General features: G+C 41.4%; 7 protein-coding genes, 3 tRNA genes and 3 rRNA genes. 12 read left to right on the top strand and 1 reads right to left on the bottom strand.

The features are described from left to right. Positions 1-791 precede the first annotated feature (791 nt). From LDP15_RS07660 to LDP15_RS07620, 9 genes are all read left to right on the top strand, one after another. Positions 792-2,338 (top strand): 16S ribosomal RNA (locus tag LDP15_RS07660). Between the two features lie 93 nt (positions 2,339-2,431). Beyond that, positions 2,432-2,504: transfer RNA gene (locus tag LDP15_RS07655), tRNA-Ala, on the top strand. A 138-nt stretch (positions 2,505-2,642) separates the two neighbouring features. Continuing rightward, a 23S ribosomal RNA gene (locus LDP15_RS07650) occupies positions 2,643-5,543 on the top strand. 82 nt (positions 5,544-5,625) lie between these two features. Further along, positions 5,626-5,741, top strand: a 5S ribosomal RNA gene (rrf, locus tag LDP15_RS07645). Together the 16S, 23S and 5S rRNA genes with 3 tRNA genes alongside form the textbook arrangement of a ribosomal RNA operon. A gap of 9 nt (positions 5,742-5,750) precedes the next feature. Continuing rightward, positions 5,751-5,822: transfer RNA gene (locus LDP15_RS07640), tRNA-Glu, on the top strand. Between the two features lie 36 nt (positions 5,823-5,858). Further along, positions 5,859-5,932 (top strand) — tRNA-Asn (locus LDP15_RS07635). A gap of 95 nt (positions 5,933-6,027) precedes the next feature. Then, positions 6,028-6,969 (top strand): TIGR01212 family radical SAM protein, encoded by a 942-nt coding sequence (locus LDP15_RS07630; protein ID WP_015427248.1) that lies wholly within the window; start codon positions 6,028-6,030, stop codon positions 6,967-6,969. A 130-nt stretch (positions 6,970-7,099) separates the two neighbouring features. Beyond that, positions 7,100-7,690, top strand: coding sequence for a class I SAM-dependent methyltransferase (locus LDP15_RS07625; RefSeq protein WP_015427247.1), 591 nt, complete (start codon positions 7,100-7,102; stop codon positions 7,688-7,690). A 125-nt stretch (positions 7,691-7,815) separates the two neighbouring features. After that, a complete protein-coding gene (locus LDP15_RS07620) occupies positions 7,816-8,703 on the top strand; it encodes a GRP family sugar transporter (protein WP_003132622.1) in 888 nt (295 codons plus the stop codon). 72 nt (positions 8,704-8,775) lie between these two features. On the opposite strand, the gene LDP15_RS07615 is transcribed toward LDP15_RS07620, so the two are convergent. Then, positions 8,776-10,083 (bottom strand): serine hydrolase, encoded by a 1,308-nt coding sequence (locus LDP15_RS07615; RefSeq protein WP_015427246.1) that lies wholly within the window; start codon positions 10,081-10,083, stop codon positions 8,776-8,778. Positions 10,084-10,410: 327 nt separating this feature from the next. Between LDP15_RS07615 and rpsL the strand changes: the two genes are divergently transcribed. The 3 genes from rpsL (at position 10,411) to fusA (ending at position 13,706) form a co-directional block, all read left to right on the top strand. Beyond that, positions 10,411-10,824 (top strand): 30S ribosomal protein S12, encoded by a 414-nt coding sequence (gene rpsL, locus LDP15_RS07610; RefSeq protein ID WP_003129874.1) that lies wholly within the window; start codon positions 10,411-10,413, stop codon positions 10,822-10,824. A gap of 18 nt (positions 10,825-10,842) precedes the next feature. After that, positions 10,843-11,310, top strand: coding sequence for a 30S ribosomal protein S7 (rpsG, locus tag LDP15_RS07605; RefSeq protein WP_015427245.1), 468 nt, complete (start codon positions 10,843-10,845; stop codon positions 11,308-11,310). Between the two features lie 266 nt (positions 11,311-11,576). Next, entirely contained in the window at positions 11,577-13,706 is a 2,130-nt protein-coding gene (gene fusA / locus LDP15_RS07600) for an elongation factor G (protein ID WP_015427244.1), read from the top strand. Positions 13,707-13,913 lie beyond the last annotated feature (207 nt).

Here is a 13,913-nt window from a genome sequence, read left to right as displayed (position 1 = left end):
ATATTTTTCCACAGTCTGTTGAAATTAACAAAAGAAAGTTTTCCACCATAAGAAAAAGTTATTAACAAAACTGTGGATAATGTGTAAAAGTTTTTTTATCCACAGAAAAAGATAAGGAATACCAAATGCATACGGACTTATCCACAAATCAAAAAAAGTTAAATTTATAGATTATTTGCTGTGGAAAAAGAAAAAAATAAGAAAAATTTACCACAGCTTTTAGACAGTCAGTTCTATCTTTGGGGATATTTTATCTCTAATGTAATAAAATCCAAGAATTTGAAAATAAATTGTTAAATTTTAAGTTTTCTACTATATAAAGACGGAATATAGAGACGAACTATTTGCTACAAAATAAGAGAAAGTTCAATTTTCTACTATCCATAATAAAAATTTACTTAAGTTTAAAAACATCATTTCTACGTAAAAAATCAAAGAATTTTATTCTCAGAAGGTAAGAAAGACTAAAATAAGTACCTTATCTTACTAAAAAATAAGAAAAAATAAAAAGTAATGAAAATCAGTGGTGGCATGAAATAAAGCGAATACAGGGGAGGGAAAAAGCGAACGTAAGATAAAAAAAGTCGTAAAAGCCACAGTTAATTCTTGACAAGATTAGGTAGGTTTGATAGAATATAATAGTTGTCGCAAGAGACGAGGGTCTTGAAGCGATAAGCTAGACCATTGAAAACTGAATAAAGAAGAATGACTCATGTGATGTAGTAAGATACATCAAAAATCTGTCAATCAATAATGAAAGACAAGCCAGTCACTTCGGTGACTTAAATACTTTATTTGAGAGTTTGATCCTGGCTCAGGACGAACGCTGGCGGCGTGCCTAATACATGCAAGTTGAGCGCTGAAGGTTGGTACTTGTACCAACTGGATGAGCAGCGAACGGGTGAGTAACGCGTGGGGAATCTGCCTTTGAGCGGGGGACAACATTTGGAAACGAATGCTAATACCGCATAAAAACTTTAAACACAAGTTTTAAGTTTGAAAGATGCAATTGCATCACTCAAAGATGATCCCGCGTTGTATTAGCTAGTTGGTGAGGTAAAGGCTCACCAAGGCGATGATACATAGCCGACCTGAGAGGGTGATCGGCCACATTGGGACTGAGACACGGCCCAAACTCCTACGGGAGGCAGCAGTAGGGAATCTTCGGCAATGGACGAAAGTCTGACCGAGCAACGCCGCGTGAGTGAAGAAGGTTTTCGGATCGTAAAACTCTGTTGGTAGAGAAGAACGTTGGTGAGAGTGGAAAGCTCATCAAGTGACGGTAACTACCCAGAAAGGGACGGCTAACTACGTGCCAGCAGCCGCGGTAATACGTAGGTCCCGAGCGTTGTCCGGATTTATTGGGCGTAAAGCGAGCGCAGGTGGTTTATTAAGTCTGGTGTAAAAGGCAGTGGCTCAACCATTGTATGCATTGGAAACTGGTAGACTTGAGTGCAGGAGAGGAGAGTGGAATTCCATGTGTAGCGGTGAAATGCGTAGATATATGGAGGAACACCGGTGGCGAAAGCGGCTCTCTGGCCTGTAACTGACACTGAGGCTCGAAAGCGTGGGGAGCAAACAGGATTAGATACCCTGGTAGTCCACGCCGTAAACGATGAGTGCTAGATGTAGGGAGCTATAAGTTCTCTGTATCGCAGCTAACGCAATAAGCACTCCGCCTGGGGAGTACGACCGCAAGGTTGAAACTCAAAGGAATTGACGGGGGCCCGCACAAGCGGTGGAGCATGTGGTTTAATTCGAAGCAACGCGAAGAACCTTACCAGGTCTTGACATACTCGTGCTATTCCTAGAGATAGGAAGTTCCTTCGGGACACGGGATACAGGTGGTGCATGGTTGTCGTCAGCTCGTGTCGTGAGATGTTGGGTTAAGTCCCGCAACGAGCGCAACCCCTATTGTTAGTTGCCATCATTAAGTTGGGCACTCTAACGAGACTGCCGGTGATAAACCGGAGGAAGGTGGGGATGACGTCAAATCATCATGCCCCTTATGACCTGGGCTACACACGTGCTACAATGGATGGTACAACGAGTCGCGAGACAGTGATGTTTAGCTAATCTCTTAAAACCATTCTCAGTTCGGATTGTAGGCTGCAACTCGCCTACATGAAGTCGGAATCGCTAGTAATCGCGGATCAGCACGCCGCGGTGAATACGTTCCCGGGCCTTGTACACACCGCCCGTCACACCACGGGAGTTGGGAGTACCCGAAGTAGGTTGCCTAACCGCAAGGAGGGCGCTTCCTAAGGTAAGACCGATGACTGGGGTGAAGTCGTAACAAGGTAGCCGTATCGGAAGGTGCGGCTGGATCACCTCCTTTCTAAGGAATATATACAAAGACGTGAGCATTCAACTTTATTCAGTTTTGAGGGGTTTAGTGATAAACCTAAGCAAGAATCAACTTCTTGATTGTGGGGCCTTAGCTCAGCTGGGAGAGCGCCTGCTTTGCACGCAGGAGGTCAGCGGTTCGATCCCGCTAGGCTCCATTGTCAGACAAGACGTTAAAATCACTTGAACATTGAAAACTAAATAACAATATCTAATAACGATAAATAAACCAAAAGCTGTGAATTTTAAAGAATTTACAAACTTATACTTGAAAAACGATGATTATAAATCATCATGGCAAAGTTAATAAGGGCGCACGGTGGATGCCTTGGCACTAAGAGCCGATGAAGGACGTGACTAACGACGATATTCTAGGGGGAGCAGTAAGTACGCATTGATCCCTAGGTCTCCGAATGGGGAAACCCAGCTGCTACTAGCAGTTATTCATGAGTGAATACATAGCTCATGTAAAGGTAACGCAGAGAACTGAAACATCTAAGTACCTGCAGGAAGAGAAAGTAAAAACGATTTCGTAAGTAGCGGCGAGCGAACGCGAAGAAGGGCAAACCAAGAAGCTTGCTTCTTGGGGTTGTAGGACTGCAACGTGGACTTAAGCATTATAGTCGAATAACCTGGGAAGGTTAATCAAAGAGGGTAATAATCCCGTAGACGAAATAGCGCTTATACCTAGCAGTATCCTGAGTAGGGCTGGACACGCGAAATCCAGTTTGAATCCGGGAGGACCATCTCCCAACCCTAAATACTCCTTAGTGACCGATAGTGAACCAGTACCGTGAGGGAAAGGTGAAAAGAACCCCGAGAGGGGAGTGAAATAGCACCTGAAACCGTGTGCCTACAAGAAGTTCGAGCCCGTTAATGGGTGAGAGCGTGCCTTTTGTAGAATGAACCGGCGAGTTACGTTATGATGCGAGGTTAAGTTGAAGAGACGGAGCCGTAGGGAAACCGAGTCTGAATAGGGCGACTTAGTATCATGATGTAGACCCGAAACCTAGTGACCTATCCATGAGCAGGGTGAAGGTGTGGTAAGACGCACTGGAGGCCCGAACCAGGACACGTTGAAAAGTGTTTGGATGACTTGTGGATAGCGGAGAAATTCCAAACGAACTGGGAGATAGCTGGTTCTCTCCGAAATAGCTTTAGGGCTAGCGTCGAAATGTAAGTGTATTGGAGGTAGAGCACTGTTTGGGTGAGGGGTCCGTCTAGGATTACCAATCTCAGATAAACTCCGAATGCTAATACACATGTTCGGCAGTCAGACTGCGAGTGCTAAGATCCGTAGTCGAAAGGGAAACAGCCCAGACCAACAGCTAAGGTCCCAAAATATATGTTAAGTGGAAAAGGATGTGGGGTTGCACAGACAACTAGGATGTTAGCTCAGAAGCAGCTATCATTCAAAGAGTGCGTAATAGCTCACTAGTCGAGTGACCCTGCGCCGAAAATGTACCGGGGCTAAACATATTACCGAAGCTTTGGATTGATATTTTATCAATGGTAGGAGAGCGTTCTTAACCGCGATGAAGGTATACCGTGAGGAGTGCTGGAGCGTTAAGAAGTGAGAATGCCGGTATGAGTAGCGCAAGATAAGTGAGAATCTTATCCACCGTAAGACTAAGGTTTCCAGGGGAAGGCTCGTCCGCCCTGGGTTAGTCGGGACCTAAGGCGAGGCCGAAAGGCGTAGTCGATGGACAACTGGTTGATATTCCAGTACTAGATATGATCGTGATGGAGGGACGCAGTAGGCTAAGAGATGCCAGTTAATGGATTCTGGTCTAAGCAGTGAGGTGTGAGATGTGTCAAATGCATTTCTCTTTAACATTGAGCTGTGATGGGGAAGCAACTACGGTTGCGAACTCTCTGATGTCACACTGCCAAGAAAAGCTTCTAGCGTAAAGTCATATCTACCCGTACCGCAAACCGACACAGGTAGTCGAGGCGAGTAGCCTCAGGTGATCGAGAGAACTCTCGTTAAGGAACTCGGCAAAATAGCCCCGTAACTTCGGGAGAAGGGGTGCTGGTGTAAAAGCCAGCCGCAGTGAATAGGCCCAAGCAACTGTTTATCAAAAACACAGCTCTCTGCTAAACCGCAAGGTGATGTATAGGGGGTGACGCCTGCCCGGTGCTGGAAGGTTAAGAGGAGTGCTTAGACGTAAGTCGAAGGTATGAATTGAAGCCCCAGTAAACGGCGGCCGTAACTATAACGGTCCTAAGGTAGCGAAATTCCTTGTCGGGTAAGTTCCGACCCGCACGAAAGGCGTAATGATTTGGGCACTGTCTCAACGAGAGACTCGGTGAAATTTTAGTACCTGTGAAGATGCAGGTTACCCGCGACAGGACGGAAAGACCCCATGGAGCTTTACTGTAGTTTGATATTGAGTACCTGTAAGTCATGTACAGGATAGGTAGGAGCCATTGAAATAGGGACGCTAGTTTCTATTGAGGCGTTGTTGGGATACTACCCTTGACTTATGGTTACTCTAACCCGCTGGCATAATCGGCCAGGGAGACAGTGTCTGACGGACAGTTTGACTGGGGCGGTCGCCTCCTAAAGAGTAACGGAGGCGCTCAAAGGTTGGCTCAGATTGGTTGGAAATCAATCGTAGAGTGTAAAGGTAAAAGCCAGCTTGACTGCGAGAGCTACAACTCGAGCAGGTAGGAAACTAGGACTTAGTGATCCGGTGGTACCGCATGGAAGGGCCATCGCTCAACGGATAAAAGCTACCCTGGGGATAACAGGCTTATCTCCCCCAAGAGTTCACATCGACGGGGAGGTTTGGCACCTCGATGTCGGCTCGTCGCATCCTGGGGCTGTAGTCGGTCCCAAGGGTTGGGCTGTTCGCCCATTAAAGCGGCACGCGAGCTGGGTTCAGAACGTCGTGAGACAGTTCGGTCCCTATCCGTCGCGGGCGTAGGTAATTTGAGAGGATCTGTCCTTAGTACGAGAGGACCGGGATGGACTTACCGCTGGTGTACCAGTTGTTCCGCCAGGAGCACGGCTGGATAGCTATGTAGGGAAGGGATAAGCGCTGAAAGCATCTAAGTGCGAAGCCCACCTCAAGATGAGATTACCCATTCGTAAGAATTAAGAGCCCAGAGAGATGATCTGGTAGATAGGCTGGAAGTGGAAGAGTTGCGAGACTTGGAGCGGACCAGTACTAATCGCTCGAGGACTTTACCAAAAGAGTCAAATATAAAAAGCTTAAGGTTAAGCGTTAGAAGAATTGTTATTTAGTTTTGAATGTTCAAGGTAACATTTAATGATTTGGTCATCATTGCGATGGAGATACACCTGTTCCCATGTCGAACACAGAAGTTAAGTCCATCTACGGCGGAAGTACTTGGGGGTTGCCCCCTGGGAGATAGGCGAGTGGCCAAGTTGAAAGTATGGTCCGTTGGTCAAGGGGTTAAGACACCGCCTTTTCACGGCGGTAACACGGGTTCGAATCCCGTACGGACTATATTATTAAAACTCGGGGAACCGAGTTTTATGTTATTGCGGATTAGCTCAGTTGGTAGTAGCGCATGACTGTTAATCATGATGTCGTCAGTTCGAGTCTGACATCCGCAGCTTTTAAGGGACCTACGGGTCTCTTTTTTTATTATAAATACAGAAAATGTTTAAGAAATTTTGATATAATTTGATAAACGGAGAGATGATATAGAATGCAAAAGAGATATACAACTTGGAATGAATATTTGCGAACCAATTTTGGTGAAAAAATATTTAAAGTTCCTATTGATGCTGGTTTTGACTGCCCTAATCGGGATGGTACGGTTGCTCATGGTGGATGTACTTTTTGTACAGTATCTGGTTCAGGGGACATGATTTTGGAGCCAGAAGCTCCAATTGCGGACCAATTTGCTGCCGAAGTGGCTCAATTTCATAAAAAGTGGCCTGGAGTGAAGAAATATATTGTTTATTTCCAAAATTTCACTAATACTCACGCGCCTGTTGAAGTACTGAGAGAGCGTTTTGAACAAGCGGTAAACCAACCAGATGTTGTAGGTATTTCAATTGGTACTCGTCCTGACTGTTTACCAGATGATGTTGTGGATTACTTGGCAGAATTAAATCGTCGAATGGAAGTTTGGATTGATTTGGGTTTGCAGACTACTTATGAAGAAACATCAGATTTGATTAATCGAGCTCATGATTATGAAACCTATGTAGATGCGGTGAAGAGATTGAGGCTTCATAATATTAATGTTTGTACTCACTTAATCAATGGTTTACCTGGTGAAACTAGTGAGATGATGTTAGAAAATGTTCGTCGAATGGTTTTAGATTCTGATATTCAAGGTGTGAAATTACATTTACTTCATTTGATGAAGCAAACTCGTTTGCAACGTGATTATCATGAAGGAAAATTACAGCTGATGTCGCAAGAAGAATATGTAAAAGTGATTTGTGACCAATTAGAGATGATTCCAAAAGAAATTGTTATTCATCGTTTAACAGGAGATGCTCCGCGGGATTTAATTATTGGACCTATGTGGTCTTTAAAAAAGTGGGAAGTTTTGAATAGTATTGATGCTGAAATGGAACGGCGAGGAAGTGTTCAAGGTTGTAAAGATGTTCGGCTTAGTGATCTAATTACATTTTAACTGACAGGAGGTGAATTTTTATTCATCTCTTTTTTATTGAATTTGGTGTTATAATAGGAAAGAAATTGAAAATCTGTCAGTAAAACTGAAATTGGTATATAAAAATAATTAGAAAGTGATGAGGAAATAAATGTTAAAACAGTTAGAAATGGCTCACTGGATGTTGAAAGATATCATCAACACTAATGATGTTGTGGTGGATGCAACGATGGGGAATGGTTATGATACTCAATTTTTAGCGGAATTAGGGGCGAATGTATATGCTTTTGATGTGCAAGAAGAAGCGCTGAATGCAACTGAAAAACGTTTAGATGATGCTGGAATAAAGAATCAAATATTTGAAAAAAATCTCTCGAATTTACTGACAGAGCCGTTAGTAAATCTAGTTTTGTCTGGTCATGAAAAGCTTTCTGAATATGTCAAAGAGCCAATCAAAGCAGCTATTTTTAATCTTGGATACTTACCCAAAACTGATAAAAGTGTGGTTACAAAGGCTGATACCACTTTGACTGCTCTAGATGCTTTGACTAATCAGTTAGTTGTAGGTGGAAGAATTGCGATTATGATTTATTACGGTCACGAGGGGGGAATGGAAGAAAAAGATGCCGTTATTAAGTGGACTTCTAGTTTGCCACAAAAGGACTGGGAAGTGACTTCTTATGCACCTCTTAACCAAATTCATACGCCGCCAATTTTAGTCCTAATCGAAAAAAGAAAATAAATTTACTTGAACAGTTGTGAATCTTATGTATTCTTTTATCTCTTGTTTTTTCCAAAAAAAAGAGTAAAATAGAGAAATGCTTAATTTTTTAAGTAAAAAATTATTTTAAAGAGGTAAATATACACATGCAAGGAGTTCTTCTCGCGCTTGTTCCAATGTTTGCTTGGGGTTCTATCGGATTTGTAGCTAATAAATTTGGTGGTGATGCTAAACAACAAACACTTGGAATGACTTTGGGCGCTTTTGTTTTTGCACTTATTGTTTTCTTATTCCGCATGCCAACGTTGACATGGCAAATTTTCTTAATTGGATTTATTGGTGGATTGCTTTGGGCAATTGGACAATTTGGTCAGTTTAATTCAATGAAATACATGGGTGTTTCAGTAGCAAGTCCGCTTTCATCAGGGAGTCAATTAGTAATTGGTGGCTTGATTGGGGTTTTTGCTTTCCACGAATGGACAAAACAAATTCAATTTATTCTCGGATTTATTGCGATGGCTGTTTTGGTAGTTGGGTTCTATTTCTCAGCTAAACGTGACCCAGAAAATGCAGTTGTTGAAGAAGGACGTAATTATACTAAAGGATTGACTGCTTTAACTTACTCAACTTTGGGATATGTTATCTATGTTATTCTTTTCAATAACTTAGCAGTACTTTGGTTCAATGTTCATTTTGATACATTGACAATTATCTTGCCAATGTCAGTTGGAATGATTTTTGGAGCACTTGTGATGGGGCGTTTCAAAATTAAAATGGAAAAATATGTTTATCAAAATATGATTGTTGGAGCAATGTGGGGTGTAGGTAATATCTTTATGCTTATGGCTGCAAGCGCTGCTGGTAACGCAATTGCCTTTTCATTCTCGCAATTAGGTGTCATCATTTCAACTATTGGAGGAATTCTCTTCCTTGGTGAAAAGAAAACCAAAAAAGAATTGGTTTATGTTGGAATTGGGATTGTTCTATTCGTAACAGGTGCAATTTTACTTGCAATTGTAAAATCTAAAGGATAATAAAAAAGCTGTCAGTAAATTGACGGCTTTTTTATAAGCTAATTTACTTACAGCTTTTCTGTCAGTAAAATTTTAGAGTTTTTCATTAACGAAATTTACAAAATGATTCCAAAAAACCTTTGGAGCGCTACTGCGAGGGACAGTTTTCTTGGCAACCAATGGAATTTGTTCTGCGGTACAATTTGGAAGATAGCCTAAACTATCCTTTACTGTAGTAGAAAGAGTGACAAGTTTTTGGTTTTTAGTCACAGTTGCTTCAACGGAGGCTGTTTTTTTCTTACTGAATTTGACTGTCAGTGATTTTGTATCTGCACTACCATCTGTAGCATAAGGAACAACGGGAGTGATATTTTGTGGAGCAACGAGTTGAACAGATTTTTCTTTTCCATCAGTCACAGCAATTTCTTTAAAATCATCTAAGGATTGATTTTTTTGCACAAGACTGGTCGTACGCCAATGACCATAAACATAGTTCATCAGTTGATTTGTGAGGGTGAAAGGAGTTGAGTTGTCAGCAGCAGGATCTGTAGCTTCTAAAACAACCGTAATGATTCTAAAACCGTTTTGATTTGTTGTTCCAGCAAAACAGTCAATTTGAAAACTTGTTGAACCTGTTTTCAAGCCATCCACACCAGTTCTTGAAGTAGAAAAACCACTAAGCATTTGATTGGTATTAGTTAAGGTCATCTTTGCTTCATTGCCGGTATCAAAAGGAATTTCTGTTTTTTTAGTGATTTGAAGAATTTCTGGGAAATCTTGAATAAGATGATAACTAAGTGTTGCTACAGCCTTTGCGCTCATTGTGTTTGTTGCTGAGGCACCAGACCCTGGATAAATATGACCGTTTAAATCATCATTTGGTAAGCCAGAAGCATTGACGAGATGGCTGTCAGTAATTCCCCAGTCTTTCATTTGTTTTGTCATCATATCAACAAATTTTGGTTCTGAACCAGCAATTTTTTCAGCTAAAGCGACAGCAGCAGAATTTGCTGACGGAAGAAGTAAAGCATTCAATAAATCTTTGACAGTATATTGACCATTTTGAGCAAGGGGAATATTGGAAGCATTAGAATTTTGAGTTAATTCATAAGCATAATCTGAAATAGGAACTTTAGTATTCCAAGTCAATTTATTTTCAGCTACATTTTTGTAAACTAAATAGGCTGTCAGTAATTTTGTGATAGAGGCAATGCGAGTGCTTGCATCATCAGCATTTTGTGCGTATAAAATTTTACCACTTGAGGCATCAATAGCAATTGCTGATTTAGCAGCAACCGTAAAATCATTTGTCGTTGGAGTCGTAGCAGCACTGACAGAAAAGCCCGAAAGGACTGACAGACTAATCAGGAAACTACAAAAAATAATTGCAATTTTTTTCATGACTCGATTATACCATAGTCTATTCGTAAGGTACAATAGATTCAAAACTTGATAGATAATTAAATAGTTTTATTTTTTCAAAATCAATTCTAAAAAATAGATTGACAATTGTTATAAAAAATGATATTATATTAAACGGTACTTTTTACTTTGGACTCTCAGGAGAACTTGTATAAGTTGCTAAACTTCTTGTCAGAACTTGGCTTAAGCGACCATATACTGACTAAAAAATTGGCGATTCGCCATCCAATAAAAAGAAAGGAATGCTTTTGTATTTCTCATCGCTTCGCATAAAAATGTGGAAAAATACAAAAAGCAGACAGTAAAATGCCTACAATTAACCAATTGGTACGCAAACCACGTCGTGCTCAAGTGACTAAATCTAAATCACCAGCAATGAACGTTGGCTACAACAGCCGTAAAAAAGTACAAACTAAACTTGCAAGCCCACAAAAACGTGGAGTAGCAACTCGTGTTGGTACTATGACTCCTAAAAAACCTAACTCAGCGCTTCGTAAATTCGCGCGTGTACGTCTTTCAAACCTTATGGAAGTAACAGCGTACATCCCAGGTATCGGACACAACCTCCAAGAACACAGTGTTGTACTTCTTCGTGGTGGACGTGTAAAAGACCTTCCAGGGGTACGTTACCATATCGTTCGTGGTGCACTTGATACAGCAGGTGTCGCTGACCGTAAACAAAGCCGTTCTAAATACGGTGCTAAAAAACCAAAAGCTTAAGAAGGGAGATAAGTAAGAATGCGTAAAAATCGTGCCCCAAAACGTGAAGTTTTGGCAGATCCAATGTACAACTCAATCGTCGTAACTCGTCTTATCAACCGCGTTATGCTTGATGGTAAACGTGGTGTTGCGTCTCAAATCGTTTACGGTGCCTTCAAACAAATTGAAGAAGCTACTGGAAACAACCCACTCGAAGTCTTCGAAACTGCTATGGAAAACATCATGCCAGTTCTTGAAGTTCGCGCTCGTCGTGTCGGTGGTTCTAACTATCAAGTCCCAGTTGAAGTTCGTCCAGAACGTCGTACAACTCTTGGACTTCGTTGGTTGGTAACAATCGCTCGTAACCGTGGTGAACACACAATGCAAGATCGTCTTGCAAAAGAAATCTTGGATGCAGCTAACAACACAGGTGCAGCAGTCAAAAAACGTGAAGATACTCACAAAATGGCTGAAGCTAACCGTGCGTTCGCTCACTTCCGCTGGTAAAATCTATTTGCGTTGCAGCTGCTTCGTCAGAAGAACCCTCGCGTACTCTAGTACGCTTCGGAACCTTCTTTCTCGCTTCTGCTTAGCAAATAAATTTTACGATCAGTCTTAAAGATTGTAAAGTAACATCGAATTGATGTAAAAAAACGAACATTACCGGGCTTGGGCTCCTCGCCTGCTCGGTTTTGTTTTAATTTTTTAACATAAATTTGATACAATAAAACTAATGAGAAATTCTCATGACTAAAATCAAATAGGAGAACAAAATGGCTCGCGAATTTTCACTTGCTAATACACGTAATATCGGTATCATGGCCCACGTCGATGCTGGTAAAACAACAACAACTGAACGTGTTCTTTACTACACTGGTAAAATCCATAAAATCGGTGAAACTCACGAAGGTGCATCACAAATGGACTGGATGGAGCAAGAACAAGAACGTGGTATCACAATCACATCTGCAGCAACAACTGCTGAATGGAAAGGTAACCGCGTAAATATCATTGACACACCAGGTCACGTGGACTTCACAATCGAAGTACAACGTTCACTCCGTGTTCTTGATGGTGCTGTTACCGTTCTTGATGCTCAATCAGGTGTTGAACCACAAACAGAAACTGTATGGCGTCAAGCGACTGAATACGGTGTTCCACGTATCGTTTTTGCTAACAAAATGGACAAAATCGGTGCTGATTTCTACTACTCACTTTCTACTTTGGGAGATCGTTTGGGTGCTAATGCTCATCCAATCCAAATTCCAATTGGTGCAGAAGATGACTTCATCGGTATCATTGACTTGGTAACTATGAAATCTGAAATCTATACTAACGACCTTGGTACAGATATTAAAGAAACTGTTGTAGGTTCAGACGAATTTAACGCTGAATTGGCAGCTTTGGATTTCAATGCTGAAGAATACACAGAACTTGCAAACGAATGGCGTGAAAAACTCATCGAAGCAATTGCTGATTTCGATGAAGATATCATGGAAAAATATTTTGCTGGTGAAGAAATTCCAGAAGCAGAACTTAAAGCTGCTATCCGTAAAGCAACAATCAATGTTGACTTCTACCCAATGCTTGCTGGTTCAGCCTTCAAGAACAAAGGTGTTCAAATGATGCTTGATGCAGTTATTGACTACCTTCCAAGCCCACTTGATATCCCTGCAATCCAAGGTGTTAACCCAGATACAGACGAAGAAGACGAACGCCCAGCTTCAGATGAAGAACCATTTGCAGCTCTTGCTTTCAAAATCATGACTGACCCATTTGTTGGACGTCTTTCATTCTTCCGCGTTTACTCAGGTACACTTGATGCTGGTTCATACGTTTTGAATACTTCAAAAGGTAAACGTGAACGTATCGGACGTATTCTTCAAATGCACGCTAACACTCGTAAAGAAATCCAAACAGTTTATGCTGGGGATATCGCCGCTGCTGTTGGTTTGAAAAATACAACAACTGGTGACTCATTGACAGATGAAAAAGCTAAAATCATCCTTGAATCAATTGAAGTTCCAGAACCAGTTATCCAATTGATGGTTGAACCTAAAACTAAAGCTGACCAAGATAAAATGGGTGTTGCCCTTCAAAAATTGGCTGAAGAAGATCCAACTTTCCGTGTTGAAACAAACCCAGAAACTGGTGAAACAGTTATCTCTGGTATGGGTGAACTTCACTTGGACGTCCTTGTTGACCGTATGAAACGTGAATTCAAGGTTGAAGCTAACGTTGGTGCACCTCAAGTTGCCTACCGTGAAACATTCCGTGCTTCTACACAAGCGCGTGGATTCTTCAAACGCCAATCAGGTGGTAAAGGTCAATACGGTGACGTATGGATCGAATTCACACCAAACGAAGAAGGCGCTGGATTTGAATTTGAAAATGCTATCGTCGGTGGTGTCGTTCCTCGTGAATTCGTACCAGCCGTTGAAAAAGGTTTGATTGAAACTATGGCTAACGGTGTCCTTGCTGGTTACCCAATGGTTGACATCAAAGCTAAACTTTACGATGGTTCATACCACGATGTCGATTCATCAGAAACTGCCTTCAAGGTTGCCGCATCTCTCGCTATGAAAGAAGCTGCTAAAACTGCTAAACCAGCTATCCTTGAACCAATGATGAAAGTTACCATCACTGTTCCTGAAGAAAACCTCGGAGATATCATGGGTCACGTGACTGCTCGTCGTGGTCAAGTGAACTCTATGGAAGCTCACGGTAAATCACAAATCGTTAATGCTTTCGTTCCACTTGCTGAAATGTTCGGTTACGCAACAACACTCCGTTCATCTACACAAGGACGTGGTACTTTCATGATGGTATTTGACCACTATTCAGACGTACCTAAATCAGTACAAGAAGAAATTATTGCTAAAAATGGCCGTAACGCTGACTAAGCTTTAATTTTAATAATATGAGATAACCTGTCAGTACTGACAGGTTATTTTTTTTACTGACAAGATTTTCTTTGGTTTAGTTTCACTTTATCTTGACTTAATGAACCATTAAGTCAGTGAAGCTATAATATATTTATTCCAAAAAAATTTTTCATAACTTTACTCCTAAAAGTGAAAAAGCAGTATCTAAGTGATACTGCTTTTTTT

This window comes from Lactococcus sp. SK2-659, assembly GCF_020218185.2.
Lineage (GTDB): Bacteria > Bacillota > Bacilli > Lactobacillales > Streptococcaceae > Lactococcus > Lactococcus lactis.
The sequence above is the reverse complement of the archived record's forward strand: the minus strand, read 5'-3'. Positions and strand labels throughout refer to the sequence as shown.

What these genes read in the sequence shown, in the direction of transcription:
- rpsL (WP_003129874.1), top strand. Translation starts at nt 10,411, where the DNA reads ATGCCTACAATTAACCAATTGGTACGCAAACCACGTCGTGCTCAAGTG.
- fusA (WP_015427244.1), top strand. Translation starts at nt 11,577, where the DNA reads ATGGCTCGCGAATTTTCACTTGCTAATACACGTAATATCGGTATCATG.
- LDP15_RS07630 (WP_015427248.1), top strand. Translation starts at nt 6,028, where the DNA reads ATGCAAAAGAGATATACAACTTGGAATGAATATTTGCGAACCAATTTT.
- rpsG (WP_015427245.1), top strand. Translation starts at nt 10,843, where the DNA reads ATGCGTAAAAATCGTGCCCCAAAACGTGAAGTTTTGGCAGATCCAATG.
- LDP15_RS07620 (WP_003132622.1), top strand. Translation starts at nt 7,816, where the DNA reads ATGCAAGGAGTTCTTCTCGCGCTTGTTCCAATGTTTGCTTGGGGTTCT.
- LDP15_RS07615 (WP_015427246.1), bottom strand. Translation starts at nt 10,083, where the DNA reads ATGAAAAAAATTGCAATTATTTTTTGTAGTTTCCTGATTAGTCTGTCA.
- LDP15_RS07625 (WP_015427247.1), top strand. Translation starts at nt 7,100, where the DNA reads ATGTTAAAACAGTTAGAAATGGCTCACTGGATGTTGAAAGATATCATC.